This is a genomic window from Citrobacter sp. GW821-FHT02E08 (assembly GCF_059421685.1).
Genome location: NZ_JBWKVL010000009.1, coordinates 144654 through 169978, shown reverse-complemented (window position 1 = coordinate 169978; position 25325 = coordinate 144654). Strand labels below are relative to the sequence as shown.

The window sequence follows — 25325 nt, the reverse complement described above, 5'->3', positions numbered from 1 at the left end:
TCGTCTCTCAATTGAGTTCAAAAATTTTAAAGTCATTCCACGGCAATTCTCGCCAGTGGCTGAGTGGATCTTCCAGATACTGCATGACTTCCTGGAGATCGCGCCCGGTGATTGTCGTCGGTGTGTAATGGAGTTCCAGCCATGTCTGGCGGGCGCGAACGTAAGCGGTAGCGTAATCTTCCCAACTGTGAAAGCAGTCCTGAGCACGCTGGGCGTTGAGGAGTAAAACCAGCCATGCCTGTTCGTCGCGACACCAGCCTAATCCAGCGATGCAACGCGTTAAAAAGGCGGTACGCGCGCAGTCGAAAGCCAGCGCGTCACGCACCTGCCCCCGGGCGGCTAACTGCTCATAAAACCCCTGCGGCGTCTTACCGACGCCGGCAGGCCAGCGCTGCAAAATATCCGCAACCTGCTGGCGTAGCGTCTCCTCGTGAAGATCTTCCGCCAGCCCCAGCTCTTTTTTCACCTGTTGCGCCAGCTGTTGACGTTTATGCTCATCAATGGGCAACGCCAGCGTGACGTTTTCCGTTTTCAACCCGTTGCGCAAAATGAGAATATCCGCCAGCGCCAGTGCCCATTTGCGGCGACGGGTGTCGCGGCGTCGTTCTGCCAGCCGCTCTTGTTCTTGTTCCTGCGCAGTGGGTGTTTTTCTTCGCGCCGCTTTTTTGTATTTCCAGATAATCAATACGATGGCGACCAGCAGTGAAAGGAGCAGATGCAACGTCATTTCCTCTCATCAGCGGTTAAATAGCGGGTGGTTTGCAGCGTGACGCTTTCAATTTCAAACGGTTCGCTGGTGGTGTTTATTCCGGCAACGGTGGGATGCCACAGTTGCTGTGGGTACAACATTTCGGCTGCCGTGGCGACCGTGGGGTCGATCGTCTGTAGCTGGTGTAGTTCACCCGGCGAGCTATGTAGTAGCAGCCACTGTAGCGCAACGGGCGGATCTGTGACGTGTCGCAGCAGATGAAAATTGTTGTGCAGCACGCTAAGCAGAAAACTTTCATCAAAGATATCGGTAATGAATTTCCAGCCCTCGTGCTCCGGTGTTTTTTCGTAAACAATTCCCATACCTTCACAGTCGGCATGGCGCGTCGGTTGTGGCGCGATGTGGCGCAGTAAATGCAAAACATCGGTGGCGTATTTTTTCACCGGATAACGGTTTTGTTTGCCTTTGATCTGCTCGATTTCCAGCCCGTCAGACTTTACCTGCATGCTAATGGTGACGTGAGGAATGTTATTTTCGTCGCGCAGGCTGAACAGGCGCATTGCCCCCTGTTCAATTTGTCTGGCGTAGTAGTCACCGTAGCCGCCTGCCAGGGCGTTGTTATCCTGAAATTGCCCCACGCAGTGCTGCATGTGCCAGGACTCATAGGCCATTTCGCAGCGCAGCGCCGGATGCGTGGCGTCAAATTCAACCAGCGTCCCGCAGGTCACGCTGAGCACCCTTTTTAGTACCTCCTGGGTGGCGGGTTGCCAGCCTTGTTGACGGCGGCGCTGCATTTTTTTATGTTCCGCTTCACGCATCGCCAGGGCGGTAAAACAGTTGATACGCTGCAGTTTACCCGCCAGCCGGGTGTCATTTTGACGGGAGAGAAACTCCACCAGATTGCGCTCCGTGGCGTGCAATTCCGGATGCTGCGGATCGAGATAGTAGAACGTTGTGCCGCCGGTGAGTTTTGGCGGCAACCATCCGGGCATTTCAGTTTGCGCGCCGAACCAGGTGGCATAATCAAGCGCGTTTCGAATGGGGGAAACGAGAGGAAAACTACCGATAGCCCAGCGATAAAAGTGGTTGGTCAACCAGCGGCGAATGTCTTCGCCGTCGCCGCGCTGTTCACTGCGCGACGTAATGGTTGCCATGACATCGGTGGAATTGATGACATTGCGGGGCTGGTATGTCTTAATGCTATCTTCACTCATGGCTTTCCCTGCCGGGTTGGTAAACGTCAGTCAACGCGTAGATAACGCCCGTCGGCGCTGACGTTAGCACCAAAGCCGCATTGGGAGGGATCATCTGTTTTCACATCGATAGCGTCGGGCGAGACGGTTAACGAGATATCACAATGGATGTAATCGCCTTCTCTGAGTGCGATAACACCGGCATTGTCTTTTAGCGTGACCTTCTCAGAAAACTCGCCCATGTTGGGACCGTAATATATCGCCATCATGCCTAAATAATAGCCCTGAAAATCTACCTGGAAGTCGGATTTATTTTTCAGCGGTTTTATGATAAGCGTTTCCCACGTGCCCATCCCCGCGTAATTCCAGTATTCGCCCGCAGCAGTTGAGGGGGCGGGCAACGCCGCGAGTTTATCTTTGATCAGTCCCAGATTGTAGACAGACTTGCGATCGTCCGGTTTGATCATCAGCCAGGCGCGGGCTTTACGCCACTCGCCCTCGCGCATCCAGGTGAGGGCAACATTGTTGTACGCCGTGGCGATGGCCTTGCTGTCAAGTCGACAGCTTTCGCTCCAGGTCACCTGTTTTTCAAACGCTTCACGCGCGCCGGCGTAGTTTTTCGCTTTGTAGAGTTGCTCCCCCTGACGGGCGTAGTCAGGGATTTTTGCGCAGTCGGCGACAAATTGTTGCTCAGAGATTTCTGCGTGAACGGTGCCTGAGATCAGCAGAAGCAGTAGCGCGCTATTTCGTAAATCCATGACAATCCCTTGGTCCTTTTGAATGACGTTAAACAATCCGACAGGCATCGGCTTCCCAGCGATACCCAACACCATAGACGGCACGAATAAATGACTGCTCGGCGTCCAGGGATTCCAGCTTACGGCGCAAATTTTTAATGTGGCTGTCGATGGTGCGATCGGTCACCACACGATAATCATCGTAGAGGTGATTGAGCAGTTGCTCGCGAGAAAAGACCTTACCTGGCTCGTGCGAAAGGGTTTTCAATAAGCGGAATTCGGCAGGCGTTAAATCGAGCATCTTACCGCACCAGGAGGCCTGAAAGCGGCCTTCATCGACAATCAGCGGGCTGTCGGCGTCCAGTTGTTGCAGTTCTTTGTGGGGGCGACAACGGCGAAGAATGGTTTTGACACGGGCGACCACTTCTCGCGGGCTGTACGGTTTGCAGATGTAATCATCGGCGCCTATTTCCAGCCCCAGCAATCTGTCTATCTCTTCAATTTTGGCCGTCACCATGACGATCGGGATTTCAGAAAAACGGCGAATTTCCCGACACAGGGTTAAACCGTCGGTGCCGGGTAGCATAAGATCCAGCAGGATCAGATCGGGCGGTGTTTGACGCACGTAAGGCAGCACCTGATCGCCGTGACCGATCAGGGTCGGCGCATAACTCGCGGCGCGCAGATAGTCGATAAGCAGTTGTCCCAGTTTGGGTTCATCTTCCACAATCAAAATACGTGGTGTGTTTTCATCAATGGGTAACTCTGTCATACATCTCTCTGTAAATCGCGTTCCAGCGGTAACTCTACTGTAATGCTAACCCCGCCAAAAGGCGAATGGGCTGCGCGGATGTGGCCATTATGTGCCTGCACAATGTTGACGCAAATCGCCAGCCCCAGCCCGGAGCCGCCACTGGCGCGGTTGCGGGAGCCTTCCGTTCGGTAAAAACGTTCAAACAGTTTCTGTAGCTGTTCGCCGCTGACGCCGGGCGCGGAATCAGCGAAGGTCAACAGCAACGATTTGTCGCGTTGTTCTGCGGAAATATGCAGACCGCCACCGCTATCGGTGTAACGCAGACTGTTTTCCAGCAGATTATTGAACAACTGCATCAGGCGATCCCGGTCACCAAACACGTAGACGCTGTCGGGCAACGAAAGTTGTAACGTCAGCCCCCGGCTGGCGAAACGCTCGCGAAACGCACCGCCGGCGACTTCCAGAAGAGGAATAAGATCGACCGAGGTTTTCTGGTACGCCAGCGCCCCCTCATCAGACATCGACAACTGATGCAGGTCGTTTACCAGCTTGGTCAATGTGCCGACTTCGGCCTGTAGCGAGGCCACTGACTCCGGCGTGAATTGCCGCACACCATCCTGAATCGCCTCCAGTTCACCGCGCAGAACGGCCAACGGCGTGCGCAGTTCGTGCGAGATGTCAGCCATAAAATCGCGGCGCATTTGCTGATTTTTTTCCAGCGTACTGGCGAGCTGGTTAAAGTCCTGCGCCAGTTTGCCCAGTTCATCTGTGCTGGTGGAGGCGACGCGGGTGGTGAAATCACCGGCAGCCAGCTTGTGTGTACCTTCCACCAGGCGTTTTACGGGCGCCAGCAGTCCACGGGCCAGTGAAAAGGTCGCCAGCGCGGCCAGCAGCGTGGATAACGCCACAATCAGCCAACTGGTTCTCCGCTGTTGTTTATCAAAATTAATGTCGGTATTGCGCGTTAAGCGTTCGACAGGAGAGGCGATGACTGCGCCGACTTCCATGCCATTCGCGAGGATGGCCCGCCGCGTGCCGTCGGGGGGAACAGGGGCTCTGGGGCCCACCAGGACGCGGGCATTTTGGTCGACGACCCAAAACTGGGTGCGCCAGCCGTGCGGCGGCATCCCCTGGCCGGGTTTGTCATCGTCCTTATCATGTTCTAAAGAACGCAGGATCTGGAATACAAAACGATCGTTGTTGCGTAAAAAACGCCAGTTGCCATGTAGCTGGTACTGCTCGCCCAACGCGTCGCTCAGCAGTTGCAAACGCTGCTCGTTGCCCTGTTTGATGTAGTCAATGAATCCGCGCTCGAAGCTAATGCGTACGGCCCAGTGCATGGTGATGAGCAAAACAATGCAGGTGGCAAAAATAGCCAGGAACAGTTTGCCGGTGATACCGGGTCGCCAGAATTTCATTACAGGCTCCTTTTTCGCCGCGAAATGACCGTGTTTTTGTGTGTGTCGTTAGGGACCCGGGAAAAAATGATCGCCGGGAGTGCAATGATGAACGCCATACAAAGCCAGCTGTACATAAAGACGGTTTGCGTTGCGCCTGCCCCAGCGGTGAGGTGTTGTTGACCAAACATCCCCAGCAATAATCCGGCAACGGTCACGCCAATACTCATCGACAACTGCATGATCATCGACAGCAAACTGTTGCCGCTGCTGGCTAGGTCGTCCGGAAGGTCCTTCAGCGTCAGGGTGTTCATCGAGGAGAAACGGGTTGAGTTCACCATCCCCAGCAGGAACAGTACAAAAGGCAGGAGGTAATACCAGCCCAGCAGCGCCGTGACCATAAGCAGCAGACTGACCAGCGCCAGGCCGAGGGTGGTGGCGACCAGTACCCGGCGATAGCCAAACCGGTTGACCACCTGCACCACTACCCGTTTCATCCCCATACTGCCCAGCACCATTGGGATCATCATCAATCCGGCATGGAAGGGCGAGAAGCCCAGGCCAATCTGCAAAAATACCGGGGTCATGAAGGGGAGCATGCCACTGCCGATGCGTCCGGTGAAACTGCCAAGCAGACCGAGCGAAAAGGTGTGAGTACGGAACAAGTCCAGGCTAAACAGGGCGCGCGCATTGTTCTTCGCATGCCGGAGATACAGCAGGATTGCAACGCAGCCGCTGGCGATGAGTACCGCCAGCGCAGCGTGAGAGATCCCTGACCCTTTGCCGCCATCAAGCGCCAGCGTGAGGACCGCCATGCCGACCGCCAGCAGAAGAAATCCGGACAGATCAAAACGCCGCGTTTGCATCGTGTAGTTTGGCATCAGCAGCAATGTGGCGATAGCCCCGACGATCCCAACGGGAATGTTGATCAGGAAAATCCAGTGCCAGGAGGCGTACTCCACCAGAATTCCCCCTAATGCCGGGCCGAGCAGCGGACCAACCTGACCGGGCAACGTCACGAATGTCATTGCCGCCATATACTGTTCGCGTGGGACGATTTTCATCACTGTTAGCCTGCCGACGGGCACCATCATTGCACCGCCAATACCTTGTAGCACGCGCGCCATCACCAGTTCATTGAGCGTGTTGGAACCTGCGCAGAACAGCGATCCCAGCGTAAACAGGATGATGGCGGAAAAGAAAATGTTACGCACGCCGATTTTGTCCGCCAGCCACCCGCTGGCGGGGAGCATCACGGCCACGGTCAGCACATACGACACGATAACCATGTGCATATGCAGCGGGCTTTCCCCAAGGCTTTTCGCCATCGAGGGCAGCGCGGTGTTCACAATCGTGGTATCCAGCGACTGCATAAAGAAGCCGAATGCCACAATCCAAAGTTGCCAGCGGGTGCTGTCGGGAAGTTCTGTCATTTTCTATACCGGGACGGTTTTGCTGTTTTTACGTGAAAAACGTAGCCGCAGACGGTCAAAAAAGAGATACACCACCGGGGTGGTATAGAGCGTCAGGAGTTGGCTCATGACCAGCCCTCCGACAATGGTAATCCCCAGAGGCTGGCGTAACTCTGAGCCGTCTCCGCTTGATAACACCAGCGGCAGCGCGCCAAACAATGCTGCCAGCGTGGTCATCATGATGGGGCGAAAACGCAGTAAACAGGCCTGAAATATCGCCTGTTCCGGCGTCAGATTGCCTGTTCTCTGCGCCTCCAGCGCAAAATCGACCATCATGATGGCGTTTTTTTTCACAATGCCAATTAATAGCATGATCCCTATCAGGGCAATTAGGCTGAACGGGGCATCAAAAAGCTCCAGCGCCAGTAGCGCGCCGACGCCAGCAGAGGGGAGCGTGGAGAGGATGGTCAGCGGGTGAACATAGCTTTCGTATAACATCCCCAACACGATGTAGACCGTGGCGATCGCCGCCAGAATCAGAATCACCTGGGCGTTCATGGTGTCCTGGAACACCTGCGCGGTACCGGCAAAACTCCCGCGAACCGTGGAGGGCACCCCAAGCTGTGTCATGGCGCGGTTGATCGCGTCGGTTGCCTGGGAAAGCGATGTTCCGGTCGGCAGGTTAAAGGCGATGGTCGAGGCGGCAGATAAGCCCTGATGGTTTACCGACAACGGCGCGTTAGCGGGCTGCCATTTCGCAAAGCTCGAGAGCGGAATGGCTTTCCCGTCATTGTTAATCACGAACATTTTATCCAGCGCGCTGATGTCCTGGGTATAACGCGGATCCACTTCCATCACCACTTTGTACTGGTTCATCGGCTGATAAATGGTCGAAATCTGCCGCTGACCAAAGGCATTGTTCAGTAAACTGTTCGCCGCCTGAACGTCGATACCCAACCGTGACAGGGTGTCGCGATCGTATATCAGATCCATCTCCGCGCCGTTGTCCTGTTGGTCGGAGTTAACATCGGCCAGTTGCGAAAGTGAGGAGAGCGATTTGCGAATTTTGGGCTCCCATTCGCGTAGCGCCGCAAGGTCATCTGACAGCAGCGTGTACTGATAGCTGGCGTTGGCCTGGCGTCCACCGACGCGGATATCCTGCACCGCCATCAGAAACAGATTGGCGCCGGGCTCTTTTGCCAGCTTTACCCGCAGCCTGTCGATGACCTGCTGAGCGGTTTCGTGCCGCTCATCGCGTGACTTCAGGGTGATAAACATCATGCCGCTGTTGACCCTCGAACCGCCGGTAAACCCGGTGACGTTATTCACCGCCGGATCATCACGGATGATTTTCATAAAGTCTTCGAGCTTACCGCGCATCGCCTGGAACGAAATGCTCTGATCGGCCTGAATGCCGCCCATCAACACCCCGGTATCCTGCTCAGGGAAGAAGGTTTTGGGGATCGAAACATAGAGCCAGATATTCAGCGCGATGGTGCCAAGCAGGACAACGCCCACCAGACGGGTATGTTTTAACACCCATTTCAGTGAGTTGCCGTAACCTTGTTGCAACGCGACCAGCAGACGTCCAAAACCCCGCTTGCGCGTCTGCTCGCGCGGCTTGCCGGATTTGAGCATCCAGCCACACATCATCGGGGTTAAGGTCAGCGAGACGAGCAGTGAAATCCCGATAGCCACCGACAACGTAACGGCAAATTCGCGCAGCAGCCTGCCGGGTAATCCCCCCATCAGCAGCAACGGCAGGAATACCGCCACCAGCGAAAGGCTCATCGAGAGCACGGTGAAGCCCACTTCCCGCGTTCCCTGTAGCGCCGCCTGTAAGGGTTTCATTCCCGCTTCAAGATGACGGGAGATGTTTTCCAGCACCACGATGGCGTCATCGACGACAAAACCGGTCGCAATAGTTAACGCCATCAGCGACAGGTTATTCAGGCTAAAGCCGCACAAATACATGGCGGCGAAAGTACCAATCAGCGAAACCGGCACGGCGACGGCAGGGATCAAGGTTGCCCGTCCGGAACGCAGGAACAAAAACACTACCAGCACCACCAGGGCGACGGAAATGATAAGCGTCTGTTCTACCTCTTCCAGCGAGGCCCGAATCGTCGGAGAGCGATCCTGGGCGATTTGTAAATCAATGGAGGCTGGGATCAGCGTTTGCAGGTCAGGGATCTTCGCCCGAATACCGTCCACCGTCTGAATGATGTTGGCTTCCGGCAGTTTGCGGATCATCAACAAGATCGCCGGTTTCGCGTTGGTCATCCCGGCATTACGCACATCCTGTACCGAGTCGCTGACCGTGGCGACATCGCCCAGGCGTACGGCTGCGCCGTTGTTGTAATGAATGATCAGCGGCTGGTATTCCGCAGCGGTTTTCAGTTCATCATTGGTCTGTATCTGCCAGCGCTGGCGCTGATCTTCGAGCGCGCCCTGGGGTTTTCGCACATTGGCATCGCTGATGGCGGTACGTACATCGTCCAGCGAAACGCCCTGGTTAAACAGCGCCTGTGGATTCAGCCCAACGCGCACGGCGGGTAACGAACTGCCGCCGACGTCCACATCGCCCACGCCGTCGATTTGGGCGATGGTCTGGGCAAGCTGCGTTGAGGCAAAGTCATACAGCTCGCCCTGAGTCCAGGTATCCGATGTCAGTGTCAGGATCATGACCGGCGCATCAGACGGATTGGCCTTCCGGTAGGTCGGGCGGCTGGGCATTCCGCTGGGGAGCAAACTTTGTGCGGCGTTGATCGCCGCCTGCACGTCACGCGCGGCACCGTTGATATCGCGGTCGAAATTAAACTCAAGAATAATGCGCGTGCTGCCCAGTGAGCTACTGGAGGTCATTTCAGTGATGCCGGCAATGCGCCCCAGCGCGCGTTCCAGCGGCGTGGCGACCGAAGAGGCCATTGTCTCCGGTGAAGCGCCCGGCAACGAGGCGCTGATCATGATCACCGGGAAATCTACCTGCGGTAACGGCGCGACCGGCAACAGCCGGAAGCCCAGCACGCCGCACAGGGTAATCGCGAGAGCGATCAAAATGGTGGCGATCGGACGATAAATGAAAAGGGCGAAAAATTTCATTTACGCTTCCTCTTCCCGGCGCGAAAAGCGGTTTTTCATCGACAGCGATAAGCGGTCAAACAGCAGATAAATGACCGGTGTGGTGAACAGCGTCAATACCTGGCTGACCAGCAGACCGCCGACCATGCCAATGCCCAACGGACGGCGCAATTCGGCCCCTACGCCGGTACTTAGCATCAACGGTAATGCCCCCAGTAATGCTGCCAGGGTCGTCATCAGGATCGGGCGAAAACGCAGCAAACAGGCCTGGAAGATGGCTTCCTGCGGCGCCATGCCCTGTTCGCGCTCAGCGGCAAGGGCAAAGTCGATCATCATGATGGCATTTTTCTTGACGATACCAATCAACAGAATGATGCCGATGATGGCGATAACATCCAGTTCACTGCCTGCAATCATCAAGGCCAGTAGCGCGCCGACGCCTGCCGTTGGCAACGTGGAGAGAATGGTGATGGGGTGAATAAAGCTTTCGTACAGCACGCCGAGCACGATGTACATCGCCACCACCGCCGCCACGATAAGCCAGACGGTGTTGCCGAGAGCGGCCTGGAAGGCGAGGGTGCTACCCTGGAACTGGGTCGTGATATCCGCAGGTAGATTGAGCGTTTTTTCGGTGTCCAGAATCGCCTGTACCGCATCGCCGAGCGCGTAGTCCTCCGGTACGTTAAAGGAGATAGTCGTGACCGGGAACTGATCGAGGTGGTTAATGGAAAGCGGGGCAAAACGCTGGCCGATGCTGGCGATAGCGCTGAGCGGCACTATGCCGCCATCGCGACCGGTGAGGCGCACGGAATCTAATGCCGCCAGCCCCGGCGTGTTTTCCGTGTTGTGTTCAAGGACCACGCGATACTGGTTTGCCTGGGTATAAATCGTCGAAATCAGCCGCTGGCCGAACGCGTTATACAGGGCGTTATCGACATCAGCCATGCTGATCCCCAACCGGCTGGCGCTGTCGCGATCGACATTGACATACGCCACCAGACCTTTGTCCTGCCAGTCGCTGCTCACGTCAGAAAGCTGCGGCAACTGCTGCAGTTTCTCCACCAGTTGCGGCACCCAGGTACTTAGCGCATCCAGCGATGTCGCCTGCAGCGTGAACTGATACTGCGTGCGGCTCACCTGGGTATCGATGGTGAGATCCTGCGTCGGCTGAAGATAGAGATCCACGCCCGGCACGGTGTCTACCGCTTGCTGCAGGCGCGAAATCACCTGCGAAACGCGATCGTCGCGCTCATCAAGGGGCTTCAGGTTGATTTGCAATCGGGCGCTGTTCAGTGCCGGATTAGTGCCATCCACGCCGACAAACGCGGTCAGGCTTTCGACGGCAGGGTCTTTGAGAATAAGGTCGGAGACCTGACGCTGACGCTGCGCCATGTTGGCGAACGAGCTGGATTGCGGCGCCTGCAGCGTTCCCTGAATAATGCCGTTATCCTGGATTGGAAAGAAACCTTTCGGAATAAATATCCACAGCATCACGCTCAGGAGCAGCGTGCCCAGCGCGACGCTGAGTGTCAGCCAGGGATGATTGAGCACTTTCGCCAACAGATGACCATAACCGGCGATAATGCGTTCAAACATTCTTTCCGAGGCGCGGGAGAAACGGTTTTGCTTGCGCAGTGATTCCTGACTCAGCATCCGGGCGCACATCATTGGGGTCAGCGTCAGTGACACCACGGCAGAAATCAGAATGGCAACCGCCAGCGTCACGGCAAATTCGCGAAACAGTCGTCCGACAATATCGCCCATAAACAGCAGCGGGATAAGCACCGCAATCAATGAGAATGTTAACGAGATAATGGTAAAGCCGATCTCGCCCGCCCCTTTGAGCGCGGCCGCCAGCGGTTTCTCGCCTTTTTCGATATAACGCGAAATGTTTTCAATGACCACAATGGCGTCATCCACCACAAAACCGGTGGCGATGGTGAGCGCCATCAACGTCAGGTTATTGATGGAGAAATCGAGAAATACCATCACGGCAAAGGTGCCGATCAGCGACAGCGGTACGGCGACGCCGGGAATTATCGTGGCGGGAATATTGCGCAAGAACAGGTAGATAATCATCACGACCAGCGCAATAGCCAGCATCAGTTCGAACTGGGTGTCTGTCACCGAGGCGCGAATATTGGTGGTGCGATCGGAAAGTACCGTCACCTTGACCGATTTCGGCAAACTGTCGGTCAGTTGCGGCAACATCTGGCGAATACTGTCTGCGGTAGAGATAATATTCGCGCCGGGCTGGCGCTGCACATTCATCACGATGGCTTGTTCTTTATTGGCCCAGGCACCTAGCCAACGGTTTTCTGCACCTTGTTCAACGGTGGCGACATCGCCCAGGCGAACAGGCGCGCCGTTTTGATATGCCACGATCAACTGGCGATATTCATCCACGGACTGCATCTGATCGTTGGCGGAGAGCGTGACCGCGCGCGTGGGACCGTCGAGGCTGCCTTTTGCTGAATTGACGTTCGCGCCGGTGATAGCGGTACGGATGGTTTCGCTGGTAAGACCCAACGCAGCGATGGCCTGCGCATTCAGCTTCACGCGTACTGCCGGGCGTTGTCCCCCCGAAAGCGTCACTAAGCCGACGCCGGAAACCTGCGAAATTTTTTGCGCCACCCGTGTTTCGACCATATCTTCTACCTGCGTCATCGGAAGGGCACCAGAGGTGACGGCGAGCGTCATAATGGGCGGATCAGCCGGGTTAACTTTGCTGTAAACCGGTGGGTTCGGGAGATCGTCCGGTAGCAGATTGGTGGCGGCATTAATGGCGGCCTGCACTTCCTGCTCGGCGACATCCAACGGCAGTGAAAGCTGGAACTGTAGCGTCACCACCGATGCGCCGCCTGAGCTCTGCGACGACATCTGTTTCAGACCTGACATTTGTCCAAACTGGCGCTCAAGCGGGGCGGTGACGGCGGAGGTCATCACATCGGGGCTGGCGCCAGGATAGAGCGTCACCACCTGAATCGTCGGATAGTCCACTTCGGGCAATGCGGCAACGGGCAGGAACCGATAGCCGATAATCCCGGCCAACAGAATTGCCACCATCAATAGCGTTGTGGCAACAGGGCGCAGAATAAACAGGCGGGAAGGGCCGCCCGTTCTGCCTGGTGGTAACACCTGCATCAGGAGTTCGCTCCTTTTTTGCCATATTCTCGCGTAGTGGCTTTACCGTCAGTTGGGGTTGCGGATTGCGCCTCCACCACTTCAACTTTCGCCCCTTCCGTCAGACGGTCAATACCGTCGGTGACGACACGATCACCAACGGATAATCCGGCGCTAATCACCACTTTCTGGCTGTCCTGAATACCGGGTTTCACCTGATGTTTGCTGACCCTGTTTTCGTCATTCAATACCCAGACAAAATGGCCTTCGTTACCCATTTGTACGGCGGCAGTCGGAATTACAACGGCATTGTGCTCGGTATCAACCAGCATTCGCGCATTGACGAACTGATTTGGGAACAACGTATCATCCTGATTATTAAAGCGCGCTTTGATCTTAATGGTGCCGGTAGTGGCATCAATCTGGTTGTCCAGGCTCAGCAATACCCCTTCGCTCAGCTTTTGCGCGTTGGTGCGATCCCAGGCCTCAACCGTGACGGTTTTCCCCGCTTTTTGTGCCTGTATCACCGTGGCGATATCGCTTTCCGGCAGAGTAAAAATGAGATCGATAGGGTGTGTCTGAGTGATAACGACGATCCCGGTGGTGTCGCTACTGGCGATCTGATTACCGATATCCACCTGTTTCAAACCGACGCGACCGTCAACCGGTGCGGTAATGCGGCTCCAGTCAAGCTGGAGCTGCGCGCTGGCGACGCTGGCCTCATCAGCTTTAATCGTGCCCTGGGTTTCGCTGACCAGCGCCTGCTGGGCGTCCAGCTCCTGACGAGAAACGAGATTGGTTTTCGCCAGCTGTTGAAAGCGGGCTAAATCACGGCGGGCATTCGCCAGTGTGGCGTTGTCTTTGGCTAATTGTCCCTGGGCCTGCGCTAACGCGACCCTGAACTGGCTGGGATCAATCTCCGCCAACAGATCGCCTGCTTTGACCTGTTGTCCTTCCTGAAAGTGCAGCGCCATCAGTTGACCGTCCACGCGGCTGCGCACCGTCACCGTATTGGCCGCCGTCACGGTTCCCAGCCCGGTCAGATAGCGCGGCACTGCTTGTTCTACGGCAGTCGCCGCCTGCACCGGCGCTAACGGGCCGGAGCGCATACCGCGTCGACCTTGCCCGGCGGGGTGTTGTGCATGCGCGGTTGCGCCTGGCGTTGTTCCCTGTGTTTCACCACGATTATGCCAGAACCAGACTGCGGAAATGGCCGCCGCAGCGACCACAATAGCGAGCACCCAGCGGGATTTGTTACTGCCTTTCATCGTTATAAGTTTCTCATCCTGAAACGTTTCGCGGAATGATACTAGTTTAGCCAGCGAACAAGGGAGAATAATGGAGGAATTATGAAACACTGTCTGGATTCGTCTGAATGGCGACGGGCTTTGCGAGGCGTTACGCAACAATTATCGACAAAAAGAGAGGGCGCTGGGTATTACGTTAAAGTGACGACACGGCGAAGGAGGTAAGCCACTCATTTCAGCAGGACGCTGAAACGGGAAAGCCCCTCCCGAGGAAGGGGCCTTAAATAAGGAAAGGGTTATGATGAGGTTAGTCATCATACTGGTGATACTCTTAGTGATCAGCTACCCAGCATACTAAGACACCAGGGGGAGGGGGAAACCTCTCCCTTACCCTCACTCCTGACGTTAAGCGTTGGCAACGATAAAGTCAATCCACACGCTATTCAGCTTGCGAGGTGATTAGCGAAAAACCACGTCCGCCCAGCGCGCCAGACCGGCGGTCACGGAACCAAAATCATCGCCCCCGGCAATCGGAATTCCCGGTAGCTGTTCGGCCAGCGCTTTCCTGAGCAGCGGTGAACGTGCGCTGCCGCCGGTCAGGTAAATCACATCCGGTTTTTCCTGTGCGTTATCCAGCGCCAGCTGAACCTGTTCCAGAATTCTTGCCAGCGGTTGATTCAGCGCCGCTTCCAGCCCCTGCTGGCTGATTGCCGCCGCGAGTTCGTCACTGATGAAAGGCAGCGACGTGGTGACATGGGTCTGTTCGGAAAGAGCTATTTTGCTCTCTTCCGCACTGCGCACCAGGCGATAGCTCAGACGTTGACGCCAGACTTTGAGCAGCAGCGCGACTTTGTCTGTGTCACGCGCGTCACGTACCAGATCGTTAAGTAAGCGACCGTTGGCGGTGCTGTAAAAATCACTTTGCGCAGGGACATCGTTTATCGCGACGGCATTCCACCACGGCAGGATTGGCAGCGCGATGCCTTTTTCTGTTTCGCCCCCCATGCCGAGCAGTGGCATCAGGTTTTTAAACGCCAGTGCGATATCAAGATCGTTACCGCCGACGCGACATCCACTGTGTCCGAGCAGGCTGGTTTCACGGTCAGCGCGTTGATGCCACTGGGGTCCCATCAACAGTAAGGAGCAGTCCGTGGTCCCGCCGCCGATGTCGACAACCAGAACCCGTTTTTCTTCGGTCAGCGTGGCTTCATAATCCAGCCCTGCAGCAACCGGTTCATACTGAAATACCACCTCCTGAAACCCCGCGCGTTTTGCCGCACGTTCCAGAATCCCTTGCGCCTGGGCATTGGCGTCGTCTCCGCCTAATCCCTGAAAGTTGATCGGGCGACCAATGACCGCCTGGCTTATCGATTCGGGTAACTGACTCTGTGCCTGAAGACGGATGTGCAGCATCATGGCGCACACCAAATCCTCGAACAACGCAACCTGCTGCGGCTTAAGTCCGCTGGCGCCTAAGAAAGATTTGGGTGATTTAACGAAGTAAACCTCTTCGGGATCGTCAATGTACTGGGCCAGAGAGGCGAGTCCAAACTGTACGCTACCCGCGTTGACATCAATGTCTTCTTCACGGTTGTAGCGCATCGCGCGACGCAACAACGCCTGCGTTTCTGCATCCGTTGCCGGAACATCGTGATGGCGGTACAACCATTCACTCACCGCTTCGCGCGTGGGAGCGCACAGCATAGAAGGCAACAACGTGCTGTTATTTTCCATTCGGAGCAGGCGTGGTTGCCCGTCCTGCATAACGGCCACTGAACAGTTCGCCGTACCGTAATCAAAACCAATAAACACTGAAAAATCCCCATGCCAGTGAAGAAGGGGCGTGACTTTAACGAAATGTTGCCGCCCCGACAACTGGAATATGAAAGCAAGGCGTAACGTGGATAAACCGTTTATGCTGAAGATTCACCGTTCAAGGAGTCGCAATGTATACCCTGAGCTGGCAACCGCCGTATGACTGGTCCTGGATGTTGGGTTTTCTCGCCGCGCGTGCGGTTGATGGTGTGGAGACCGTGGGGGTGTCGTCCTATGTGCGAAGTCTGGCTATCGGGGAGCATCGGGGACTGCTGACCGTGGTGCCAGACCCGCAGATGCATTCGTTGCAGGTTACCCTGAGTCCTGGTTTACAGCCCGTGGCAGCGGAATGTCTGGCGAAAATCGAGCGGCTCTTCGATCTTCGCTGTGATCCGTTGCAGGTGAGCGATGCGCTTGGCGAACTGGGGGCTGCGCGCCCGGGGTTACGTCTGCCGGGCGCTGTTGATGCGTTTGAACAGGGCGTGCGGGCGATTCTGGGGCAACTGGTCAGCGTGGCGATGGCCGCTAAACTGACCGCGAAGGTGGCTCGCCGCTATGGCGAGACCCTGGAAGATGCCGAGGAATATGTCTGTTTCCCCGGTCCTGAAACGCTGGCCGCTGCGGACCCGGTTGAGCTTAAAGCCCTGGGGATGCCGCTCAAACGCGGTGAGGCGCTGATCCATCTGGCTCAGGCAACGCTCAATGGCGCATTGTCGGTCACGCCGCCCCCTGACATTGAGCTAGGCGTCAAAGCGCTGCAAACGTTTCCCGGTATTGGTCGCTGGACTGCCAATTACTTCGCGCTGCGCGGCTGGCAGGCAAAGGACATTTTTTTGCCAGACGATTATCTGATTAAACAGCGCTTTCCCGGCATGACGCCCGCGCAGATTCGGCGCTATGCCGAACGCTGGAAGCCCTGGCGCTCCTACGCGTTGTTGCATATCTGGTATACGGAAGGCTGGCAGCCGTCAGTTGATGGCGAAATAGCTGGTGCTAAGTAGCAGATCCAACGGCTGAGCGTCGGCAATGATATCGCCATAAATCAGGTCAACCCCGATGCCCGAAAGCGCATCCATGATAACCGGCGTTTGCACCGGACCGACCAGCGTTTTGATCCCCAGTCGCTGTGCATTGCCCTGGATGATTGAAACCAGCATTTCGTCCATCAAATTCCCGTGCAGGCTGGTGGCGAGTTCGCTTTCAAGCAGCAGATAGTCAGCCATGTGTGGGGTCAGATGGCTGAAGAGTTCCAGATCGCGACCGACCTGGCTGAAAATCATTCGGCATCCCGCCTGGCGCAGTTTTTGAATGGCAGAAGCGGTCTCTGTGGGATGTGTGATCATGACATCGGCTGGCACCACCAGGTGCAGCAGACGTGCCGGAAGCGGGCTGAGTTCAAGGTGAGTGAGCAACTCATCGATCAGGGTCGCGCTGATTAACCCAGCGGCGGAGAGGGGGAGGGCGACGCTCAGCCCCTTGCTGGCAACCGACGGGGCCGCATGGTGGAAAAACTCATGCAATACACGGCGGTCAAGCGCATGATTGAGCGCCGGATCCACCAATCCCGCGCGGAAGGCTTGCTCTTCCACGACGTCGCCTTCACGGGTCCACAGGCGTAATGAAATCAACCAGAAACTGCATGTTTCAGGGATCCTCGGTGATGCCACCCCCCGTGCCATCATCAGCAAATGATGGTCTTTAATCATATGCCACTGCTCATCCAGCGACATCATTCCCCGTTCTTTGTGAGTCTCTTCTTGCTGAGGTTCATACACGGTGACGCGACCACGGCCATTGTTTTTGGAGGCGTAACAGGCGATGTCAGCCTGTGACATGACGTCCGTTGCCAGATAATTGCGTTCGTCAATCCGCGTTATCCCGGCGCTGGCGCCAATCCGGTGCAGGCGTCCTTCCCACATAAAGTGATAATCGTTGATAGCGTTAATCATTCGCGTTGCGATGAAACGGGCGCTTTCGATATTACAGTCTGGCAGTAACAACCCAAACTCGTCTCCGCCCAGCCGCGCCAGCACGTCGCTGGAGCGGATCATACTGAGCATAAGCGCTGAGATCTCGCGCAACAGCGCGTCACCGGCGGCATGGCCTGCGCTGTCGTTGACAGCTTTGAAACGGTCAAGGTCAATAAAGATTAGGGCATGGCGTTGGTGGGCGTCGTGAACGGTTTGCAGCAAACGCTTCAGGTGGTTTTCGAAACTGACCCGGTTAGCCAGGTGGGTCAGGGCGTCATGGGATGCGCTGTAACTGAGCTGGCGCAGCATTTTACGCGATTCAGTGACGTCCTGGATAACCAATACTGACCCAATATTGCCCCCGTCCAGCGTACTGAGCGGGGTAATGCTGTAATGGATATCGTAGTTGCCGCCAGTACGGCAATGCAGTACCACATCCTGCTCAATCGCGGAGCGGGACATGTCCGCGCTGTAGATATTTTCCATTAACGGACCGTTGTCGCCAAAGGTAATGCGCAGCACGGTCAGTAGCGGTACCCCCATTGCGTCTTTTTGCTGCCAGCCACTCATCTTTTCCGCCACCGGGTTCATAAAGGTGACGTTCATGTCGACATCAATACAGACCACGGCTTCCCCGATGGAGTCCAGCGTAATGTGCAGACGCTCTTTCTCCTGGTATAGCGCTTCGTTCAACTGCTTCACTTCGGTCATGTCCATATTGATGCCGAGTAAGCGTTCCACTTCGCCGTCTTTATTTAATACCCGGTTTGCCAGCGAGCGGATATGGCGGATGCCGCCTTTTACCGCAATACGAAACTCCAGTTTGAAGGGGCGGCGGGCGGTAAGTGCGTCCCGGATCACTCGTTCTGCGTGATCGCGATCTTCTGGCAACACACAGTCATACCAGACTTGCCACGAGGGTTTGATATTCGGCGGGAGCTCGTAGAGATCGAACATGCGCTTATCCCAACTGAACACGTCAGGCTCCAGTTCCCACTCCCAGATGCCAATGCCGCCGGCTTCATTTGCCAGCGTGATCCGCTCCATCAGGCGTTTATTTACCCATTCGGTTTGCTTCAGGTCGTTGATATCTTCAATCTGCGCAATAAAGTAGAGCGGAGTGGCATCGCTATGGCGCACCAGCGAGACGGTCAGCAGCGCCCAGACGACTTCTCCGTCCCGGGTGTAGTAGCGTTTTTCCATCGAGTAACTGTTGATATTGCCGCTAATCAGCATATTGAGCTGTTCAAGATCGTTATTGAGATCTTCCGGCCAGGTCAGTTGCTGGAACGTGAGCGCGCGTAGCTCATCCTGGCTATAGCCAAGAAACTGGCACAACGCCTTGTTCGCTTGCAGCCACTGGCCTTCGGTACCGACCAGCGCCATGCCGATGGCGGAGTATTCCATGGCGTTGCGAAAGCGCGCCTCGCTTTCAGAAATGTGTTTACGCTCAGTCCGAAACGCATACATCACCATGGTCATCACGTTGGCGGGCAGCAGAATCATTAAAAACGGCAGCCAGGGGACGTTCGCCATGATGTGGGTTTTGGGCGTTGAGAGCAGCGAGGGGTCGACAGCCATCATTAATGACACCATCATCACGGTCGCGAGGAAGATTAAAAAGGCTTCCACTCGTGGCAGACGTACCGCGCTCCACATCAGTAACACGATGACGCTGGTAAACGGCCACGGCAGATATTGCATTGAGAGCCAACTCAGCACCAGCGTGACGGCCAGCGTCAGCAGCGTCTCAAGCAATAAACGCGGGTCACGGTGGCGCAACAAATAATGCGGTTTAAACAGCAACCCCAGGGGAACCAGCGCCAGCGCGCCGATAGATTCAGAAAGAACCCAAATAAGAAAGGCTTTTAACTGCGTGCCTTCAGGCACCAGCAGCCAGATAAGGAGTCCGCCCATCAGAGGCGGAACCACCGCGCTGCCAATCGCCAGACGGATCCAGTCGCTCAAATTTTGTAATGGGTTATACCAGGGCAGGAGTTTACGCAGCAATATTGCGCCGATGACGGCTTCAAAAATGTTAATGGCGGTATAGGTAAAGTTCAGCGAGGTGTCAGGGAAAAGCAGTAACGCCGCGCCGAGACTGCCGAGCGAGCAGGAGAGCGCAATACCTGGCCACATGCGCCCCGCGTGACGGTAAAACGCCACCATCATAATCGAGGTCGGAAACCACAACGGCGCCAGCTGTGTACCAAAACGCGATAATTCGAGCGAAAACAGTGTAAAGATAAAGGCCACCAGGCCTAAACTGACAAGACGCAGTAGAGGATGGGGTAGGGTAACTAAAACATGTTGGAATGGTTTACTCATTACCGCGTTATCCGAATAGCCCGTACCGTCACGGAACACCCGGACGCGTCAGTTTTTGTCTGTGGTTATGCTAGTACAAACAATTTACAATTTATACGCCAACTGCTCATAAAATGACACGATTAGGTTAATAATTCCTTACGATTGGAAATAACCTTTCTGCCTGCTTTAAAGTTGACCATTTTAATTTGCGAAAGGGAAATATTGGGGTGTAATTTAGCAGGCGCTGCGCCATCTGCTATCTCGACTGGTATCGCGCGCCTGAAATCCCTATAATTGCCGCGTTTGGCGTTTCTACGCCGCCCTCCCTAACATCCAGGTTATTCAGGTCGCTAAATTTATGACTGATCAGTCTCATCAGTGCGTCATTATCGGTATCGCTGGCGCGTCCGCTTCCGGCAAAAGTCTCATTGCCAGTACCCTTTATCGTGAGTTGCGTGAACAAGTCGGTGATGCACATATTGGCGTTATTCCCGAAGACAGCTATTACAAAGATCAAAGCCATCTGTCGATGGAAGAGCGCGTAAAAACCAACTATGACCATCCGAATGCGATGGATCACAGCTTGCTGTTTCAACATCTGCAAACGCTCAAACGCGGCACTGCGATTGAACTGCCGGTGTATAGCTATGTTGAACATACCCGTATGAAAGAAACGGTTCGTGTGGAACCGAAAAAAGTCATCATCCTGGAAGGCATTTTGCTGCTGACGGATGCGCGGTTACGTGAAGAGATGAACTTCTCTATTTTTGTTGATACCCCGCTGGATATCTGCCTGATGCGTCGTATCAAACGCGACGTCAATGAGCGTGGCCGTTCTATGGATTCGGTCATGGCGCAGTATCAGAAAACCGTCCGTCCGATGTTCCTGCAGTTTATCGAACCCTCTAAACAGTATGCGGATATTATCGTGCCGCGCGGCGGTAAGAACCGCATCGCTATCGATATTCTGAAAGCGAAAATCAGTCAGTTCTTTGAATAAGTTCAGCGAATTGTGTACCGTTCAGTGATAACCTGGTTCGCCCTTGACGCACCATGCGTCAAGGGATTGATGCTCAAAAGGAGAAAGTACCATGCGTTTGTGTGACCGAGATATTGAAGCCTGGCTGGATGAAGGCCGTTTGTCGATCAACCCGCGTCCTCCTGTAGAGCGCATCAACGGCGCGACAGTCGATGTGCGCCTGGGCAATAAGTTTCGCACCTTCAGTGGCCACACGGCCGCATTTATCGACCTGAGTGGTCCTAAAGCGGAAGTGAGCGCCGCGCTGGATCGCGTGATGAGCGATGAAATCGTGCTGGATGAAGGCGAGGCCTTTTTCCTGCATCCTGGCGAACTGGCGCTGGCTGTGACCTATGAATCTGTGACTCTGCCGCCGGATCTGGTGGGATGGCTGGACGGTCGTTCTTCGCTGGCGCGTCTGGGGTTGATGGTGCACGTGACTGCGCACCGTATCGATCCCGGCTGGTCGGGTTGTATTGTGCTGGAGTTTTACAATTCCGGGAAATTACCGCTGGCGCTGCGCCCTGGCATGTTGATTGGCGCGCTGAGCTTCGAGCCGCTTTCCGGCCCCGCAGCGCGTCCTTACAATCGTCGTGAAGATGCGAAGTATCGCGATCAACAAGGCGCGGTTGCCAGTCGGATTGATAAAGACTAAGCCTTTTCCGATCCATTGAGGATAGCATGAGACGATTTCTGACGACGCTGATGATCTTACTGGTCGTGCTGGTGGCCGGTTTTTCTGCGTTAGTTATGTTGGTCAATCCAAATGATTTCCGCGCATATATGGTGCAGCAGGTTGCTGCGCGTAGCGGATATCAACTCGAACTGGATGGGTCACTGCGTTGGCATGTCTGGCCACAGCTTAGCATCCTCTCCGGGCGGATGACCTTGACGGCGCAAGGTGCAAGTGAGCCGTTAATTCGCGCAGACAACATGCGTCTTGACGTCTCCTTGTGGCCGCTTCTGAGTCATCAACTCAAGGTTGAGCAGGTGATGCTGAAAGGGGCGGTGATCCAACTGACCCCGCAATCGGAAGCGAAGCTCGGTAAAGATGCCCCGGTTGCGCCAAAAGACAATACATTACCGGATATCGCCGAAGATCGCGGCTGGTCGTTTGATATCGCCAGTCTACGCGTGGCAGACAGCGTGCTGGTTTTCCAGCATGAGAACGATGAGCAGGTCACGGTTCGCGATATCCACCTGCAAATGGAGCAGGATACCCAACATCGCGGTTCGTTCGAGTTTTCCGGACGCGTCAACCGTGACCAGCGCGATCTCAATCTTGCCCTGAATGGTACGGTTGATGCTTCTGATTACCCGCATAATCTGGAGGCCTCGATTCAACAGTTCACCTGGCAATTGCAGGGGGCCGATCTACCTAAACAAGGGATTCAGGGACAAGGACAATTACAGGCACAGTGGCAGGAAGAAGACAAAAAACTCTCTTTTAGCCAGCTTAATTTAACGGCCAATGACAGCACGCTCACCGGAAAAACAGAGATAACGCTCAATGATAAACCGGAATGGGTGATTGACCTCCAGTTTGGCAAGCTCAATCTTGATAATCTTCTCCCACGCACTGAAGAGGCGCCAGGCGCAAACGGTATTGCGCAGCAGGGGCAGAGCCAGCCAACGCTCGCGAGACCGGTGATCTCATCGCGGATTGATGAACCGGCTTACAGCGGCTTGCACAGTTTTTCTGCGGATATCTCGTTGCAGGCTGCCGATGTTCGTTGGCGGGGGATGGAATTTACCGATGTTGCCGCCAAAATGTCGAATCAGTCAGGGCTGCTGAATATCGATCAGCTAGAGGGGAAACTTGATGGCGGTCTGGTTTCGCTGCCGGGTGAACTGGATGCCAGGGCGCAGGAGCCGCAGGCGGTATTTCATCCCCGTCTTGAGAATGTTGAGATTGGTACCATTCTTAAAGCCTTTAATTACCCCATCTCTCTGACCGGGAAGATGTCGCTCACCGGGGAATTCTCTGGCGCGGATATTGATGCGTGGGCGTTTCGCCATAGCTGGCAGGGTCAGGCGCGTGTTGAAATGAACGACACGCAGATGGAAGGGATGAACTTCCAACAGCTGGTGCAACAGGCTGTGGAACGTAGCGGCGGCGATGTGCAATCACAACAAAGCTTCGATAACGCCACGCGTCTGGATCACTTTGAGAGCGATGTCACGCTCAGCAAAGGCGAGCTGACGCTCAACGATATGCAGGGGCAATCCTCGCTGCTGGCGCTTTCCGGTAAAGGGACGTTGGATCTTATCGATCAGACCTGTGACACCGAGTTTAATATTCAGGTACTCGACGGCTGGACAGGGGACAGTAAGCTGGTCACTTTCCTGCAAGAGACGCCGGTTCCGCTCAGGGTTTACGGGAGCTGGGATTCACTGAATTACACCCTAAAAGTAGACCAGGTCTTGCGTAAACATATGCAGGATGAAGCGAAACGTCGTCTCAACAACTGGGCAGATCGCAATAAAGATAGCCGCAACGGTAAAGACGTGAAGCAGTTGCTTGATAAGATGTAAGCATTAACCGGATGGCCACCCATTTTGCGGGCCATCCGGTTACCATCACACCTCGTAGTCCAGATCTTCCTCATCATGACGCAGCGGAATCAACTGCACCTTTTGCACCCGGTGGCTTTCGACCTCTAGCGTTTTTAACAGATAATCGCCGATCTGAACTTCTTCACCGGGTTTCGGTACCCGCTGTAGATATTCCATCAGTAGCCCGGCGATAGTGTGGTATTCACGTTTCTCGTCCAGCGGCAACGGGACATATTGCACAAGGTCTTCCAGCGGCATATGGCCATTGGCGGTCCAGGAGCCGTCCGGGTTCTTCTGAATGTCGTGACGGGCGTCGATCTCCTCGATTTCGTTGGGCAGGTTCCCGGCAATCGTCTCCATCACATCACTGAGCGTGACAATCCCTTCAACAGAACCAAACTCATCCACCACAAAGGCAAAGTGGGTACGCGCGTTACGGAACTGCTCCAGGGCGGGAAGCAACGGTAGCGTTTCCGGGAACACCAGCGGCTGGCGGATCAGCGCCCGCAGGTCGAGCGGCTCGCCACGCAAGGATTGTTGCAACAGGTCGATGACGTGCACCACGCCAAGCAAATCTTCTTGCTCATTTTCTGCGGTGACCACCAGACGGGTATGCTGATTTTTCTCCAGCAAGGCGCGCACATCTGCTTCGGGAGCGCTGAGATCGATATGTTCAATATCGTGGCGCGAGGTCATGATACTGCTGACCGTACGTTGATTCAGATTCAGCACCCGCTCAATCATCCGTCGTTCTTGCGGATTGAAGATCTGGCGATTGTCGTGATCCGCCAGCATTGAGGCGGTTTGTGCATCCAGTTCTGCATCTTCTTTTTGCCCGCTCAACAGGCGCATGACCGCTTCTGTGGTGCGCTGGCGCAAGGTATGGTTCGCGGACAGAAAGCGACGACGATTAAATATAGCCAGTTGGTTAAGGGCTTCAATCATCACTGAGAACCCGATGGCGGCGTACAGATACCCTTTCGGAATATGGAACCCAAACCCATCAGCCACAAGGCTGAACCCGATCATCAGCAAGAAGCTGAGACACAGAATAACGATAGTCGGGTGGCTGTTAACAAAGTGTGTCAGGGACTTGCTGGCAAGCAGCATCAGGCTAATGGCGACAATCACGGCGGCCATCATGACGGCAAGGTGATCGACCATCCCCACGGCGGTAATGACCGAATCGAGCGAGAAGATGGCGTCCAGTACCACAATTTGCGCCACTACCCCCCAGAACTTCGCCCCCTTCCGCTGAGTGGGATTATCGCTGTCTTTCCCTTCCAGCCTCTCGTTCAGCTCCATGGTGGCTTTAAACAGTAAGAAGAAGCCGCCAAACAGCATAATCAGGTCACGCGCGCTGAAGCTAAGCTCATGTATGCTGAAAAGAGGGGTGGTCAATGTGACCAGCCATGAGATTGACGCCAGCAGCAGCAGGCGCATGACCATTGCTAATATAAGCCCGGTGACGCGCGCGCGGTCACGCTGCGCGGGAGGCAGTTTTTCAGCGAGGATAGCAATAAAGACAAGGTTATCAATGCCGAGGACTAACTCAATCACAATAAGCGTGACAAGTCCGGCCCAGATTGACGGATCGGCAATCCATTCCATAGTAAAAGTAATACCCCTGGTTATATGACAATTGTCACAATTCGATCATGGATAAAGCTGGGCAAAATTGCAATGCCGTAACGCGATTTCTCTTCCTTTTATATCAACGGGCGGCAGCTGAAAATTGACGTCAAAATAACCACACTATTTTCACAGAGAAAGAATAGAGTACGGATTTATATTTAGGATATATCGCAGGTAGTTGGTCGAAATGAATATTGTCAACATCAATAAAATCCTAAAATTATAAACAAACAGGTCTTAATATTAATCTTAAAAAGAGTGAGGTACGGACTTGTTACCTTGCCTGCTATTACGTTAGCTGCAACAATTCTGGCAGCATTACCACCAGGCAATAAAAATATTCTTCAGCGACGAAGCAGACGCTGTCT

General features: G+C 54.9%; 17 protein-coding genes. 5 read left to right on the top strand and 12 right to left on the bottom strand.

Translation table 11 applies throughout. From position 1 onward, the window contains the following. Positions 1-7: 7 nt before the first annotated feature. From AC07UY_RS13610 to AC07UY_RS13570, 9 genes are read right to left on the bottom strand one after another with little or no spacing between them, the layout of a single operon-like run. On the bottom strand, positions 8-727 hold the full coding sequence (locus AC07UY_RS13610) for a DUF1266 domain-containing protein (protein WP_494701290.1): 720 nt from the start codon (positions 725-727) through the stop codon (positions 8-10). Further along, complete coding sequence (locus AC07UY_RS13605; RefSeq protein ID WP_494701291.1) at positions 724-1923, bottom strand: cytoplasmic protein; 1200 nt, start codon at positions 1921-1923, stop codon at positions 724-726. The genes AC07UY_RS13610 and AC07UY_RS13605 overlap by 4 nt, the downstream gene beginning before the upstream one ends. A 26-nt stretch (positions 1924-1949) precedes the next feature. Continuing rightward, positions 1950-2660 carry a tetratricopeptide repeat protein gene (locus tag AC07UY_RS13600; RefSeq protein ID WP_494701292.1) on the bottom strand — a complete coding sequence of 237 codons (711 nt, stop codon included), beginning with the start codon at positions 2658-2660 and terminating at the stop codon, positions 1950-1952. A 28-nt stretch (positions 2661-2688) separates the two neighbouring features. After that, complete coding sequence (gene baeR, locus AC07UY_RS13595; protein WP_203360700.1) at positions 2689-3411, bottom strand: envelope stress response regulator BaeR; 723 nt, start codon at positions 3409-3411, stop codon at positions 2689-2691. Further along, positions 3408-4811, bottom strand: coding sequence for an envelope stress sensor histidine kinase BaeS (baeS, locus tag AC07UY_RS13590; protein ID WP_494701293.1), 1404 nt, complete (start codon positions 4809-4811; stop codon positions 3408-3410). The genes baeR and baeS overlap by 4 nt, the downstream gene beginning before the upstream one ends. Continuing rightward, entirely contained in the window at positions 4811-6223 is a 1413-nt protein-coding gene (locus AC07UY_RS13585) for an MFS transporter (RefSeq protein WP_494660238.1), read from the bottom strand. The genes baeS and AC07UY_RS13585 overlap by 1 nt, the downstream gene beginning before the upstream one ends. Positions 6224-6226: 3 nt before the next feature. After that, positions 6227-9304 (bottom strand): multidrug efflux RND transporter permease subunit MdtC, encoded by a 3078-nt coding sequence (gene mdtC / locus AC07UY_RS13580; RefSeq protein WP_494701294.1) that lies wholly within the window; start codon positions 9302-9304, stop codon positions 6227-6229. Then, positions 9305-12427, bottom strand: a complete 3123-nt coding sequence (locus AC07UY_RS13575; RefSeq protein ID WP_494701295.1) for an MdtB/MuxB family multidrug efflux RND transporter permease subunit — start codon at positions 12425-12427, stop codon at positions 9305-9307. Then, positions 12427-13674 carry an MdtA/MuxA family multidrug efflux RND transporter periplasmic adaptor subunit gene (locus AC07UY_RS13570; protein WP_494660241.1) on the bottom strand — a complete coding sequence of 416 codons (1248 nt, stop codon included), beginning with the start codon at positions 13672-13674 and terminating at the stop codon, positions 12427-12429. Before AC07UY_RS13570 ends, AC07UY_RS13575 begins: the two co-directional genes overlap by 1 nt. A 277-nt stretch (positions 13675-13951) precedes the next feature. On the opposite strand from AC07UY_RS13570, the gene AC07UY_RS13565 reads away from it, so the two are divergent. Then, positions 13952-14011, top strand: a complete 60-nt coding sequence (locus AC07UY_RS13565) for a type I toxin-antitoxin system Ibs family toxin (RefSeq protein ID WP_122983156.1) — start codon at positions 13952-13954, stop codon at positions 14009-14011. A gap of 101 nt (positions 14012-14112) precedes the next feature. On the opposite strand, the gene yegD is transcribed toward AC07UY_RS13565, so the two are convergent. Continuing rightward, on the bottom strand, positions 14113-15465 hold the full coding sequence (yegD, locus tag AC07UY_RS13560) for a molecular chaperone (protein ID WP_494701296.1): 1353 nt from the start codon (positions 15463-15465) through the stop codon (positions 14113-14115). 134 nt (positions 15466-15599) lie between these two features. Between yegD and alkA the strand changes: the two genes are divergently transcribed. Continuing rightward, positions 15600-16469, top strand: a complete 870-nt coding sequence (gene alkA / locus AC07UY_RS13555) for a DNA-3-methyladenine glycosylase 2 (protein ID WP_494660243.1) — start codon at positions 15600-15602, stop codon at positions 16467-16469. Here alkA and AC07UY_RS13550 read toward each other — a convergent pair. Next, positions 16437-19766 (bottom strand): diguanylate cyclase, encoded by a 3330-nt coding sequence (locus tag AC07UY_RS13550; RefSeq protein ID WP_494701297.1) that lies wholly within the window; start codon positions 19764-19766, stop codon positions 16437-16439. The genes alkA and AC07UY_RS13550 overlap by 33 nt on opposite strands. 340 nt (positions 19767-20106) lie before the next feature. Here AC07UY_RS13550 and udk point away from each other — a divergent pair, with 340 nt between their 5' ends. The 3 genes from udk (at position 20107) to asmA (ending at position 23301) form a co-directional block, all read left to right on the top strand. Next, positions 20107-20748, top strand: a complete 642-nt coding sequence (gene udk / locus AC07UY_RS13545) for a uridine kinase (RefSeq protein WP_192612745.1) — start codon at positions 20107-20109, stop codon at positions 20746-20748. 91 nt (positions 20749-20839) lie between these two features. Further along, positions 20840-21421 carry a dCTP deaminase gene (gene dcd / locus AC07UY_RS13540; RefSeq protein ID WP_162379963.1) on the top strand — a complete coding sequence of 194 codons (582 nt, stop codon included), beginning with the start codon at positions 20840-20842 and terminating at the stop codon, positions 21419-21421. A gap of 26 nt (positions 21422-21447) precedes the next feature. Continuing rightward, positions 21448-23301, top strand: coding sequence for an outer membrane assembly protein AsmA (gene asmA, locus AC07UY_RS13535; protein ID WP_494660245.1), 1854 nt, complete (start codon positions 21448-21450; stop codon positions 23299-23301). A 45-nt stretch (positions 23302-23346) separates the two neighbouring features. Here the strand turns inward: asmA and AC07UY_RS13530 are convergent, their stop codons facing one another. Next, on the bottom strand, positions 23347-24933 hold the full coding sequence (locus AC07UY_RS13530) for a TerC family protein (protein WP_494701298.1): 1587 nt from the start codon (positions 24931-24933) through the stop codon (positions 23347-23349). Between the last annotated feature and the right edge of the window lie 392 nt (positions 24934-25325).

Coding starts and splice junctions, on each gene's coding strand:
- AC07UY_RS13610 (WP_494701290.1), bottom strand. CDS start 727: ATGACGTTGCATCTGCTCCTTTCACTGCTGGTCGCCATCGTATTGATT.
- AC07UY_RS13605 (WP_494701291.1), bottom strand. CDS start 1,923: ATGAGTGAAGATAGCATTAAGACATACCAGCCCCGCAATGTCATCAAT.
- AC07UY_RS13600 (WP_494701292.1), bottom strand. CDS start 2,660: ATGGATTTACGAAATAGCGCGCTACTGCTTCTGCTGATCTCAGGCACC.
- baeR (WP_203360700.1), bottom strand. CDS start 3,411: ATGACAGAGTTACCCATTGATGAAAACACACCACGTATTTTGATTGTG.
- baeS (WP_494701293.1), bottom strand. CDS start 4,811: ATGAAATTCTGGCGACCCGGTATCACCGGCAAACTGTTCCTGGCTATT.
- AC07UY_RS13585 (WP_494660238.1), bottom strand. CDS start 6,223: ATGACAGAACTTCCCGACAGCACCCGCTGGCAACTTTGGATTGTGGCA.
- mdtC (WP_494701294.1), bottom strand. CDS start 9,304: ATGAAATTTTTCGCCCTTTTCATTTATCGTCCGATCGCCACCATTTTG.
- AC07UY_RS13575 (WP_494701295.1), bottom strand. CDS start 12,427: ATGCAGGTGTTACCACCAGGCAGAACGGGCGGCCCTTCCCGCCTGTTT.
- AC07UY_RS13570 (WP_494660241.1), bottom strand. CDS start 13,674: ATGAAAGGCAGTAACAAATCCCGCTGGGTGCTCGCTATTGTGGTCGCT.
- alkA (WP_494660243.1), top strand. CDS start 15,600: ATGTATACCCTGAGCTGGCAACCGCCGTATGACTGGTCCTGGATGTTG.
- AC07UY_RS13550 (WP_494701297.1), bottom strand. CDS start 19,766: ATGAGTAAACCATTCCAACATGTTTTAGTTACCCTACCCCATCCTCTA.
- udk (WP_192612745.1), top strand. CDS start 20,107: ATGACTGATCAGTCTCATCAGTGCGTCATTATCGGTATCGCTGGCGCG.
- dcd (WP_162379963.1), top strand. CDS start 20,840: ATGCGTTTGTGTGACCGAGATATTGAAGCCTGGCTGGATGAAGGCCGT.
- asmA (WP_494660245.1), top strand. CDS start 21,448: ATGAGACGATTTCTGACGACGCTGATGATCTTACTGGTCGTGCTGGTG.
- AC07UY_RS13530 (WP_494701298.1), bottom strand. CDS start 24,933: ATGGAATGGATTGCCGATCCGTCAATCTGGGCCGGACTTGTCACGCTT.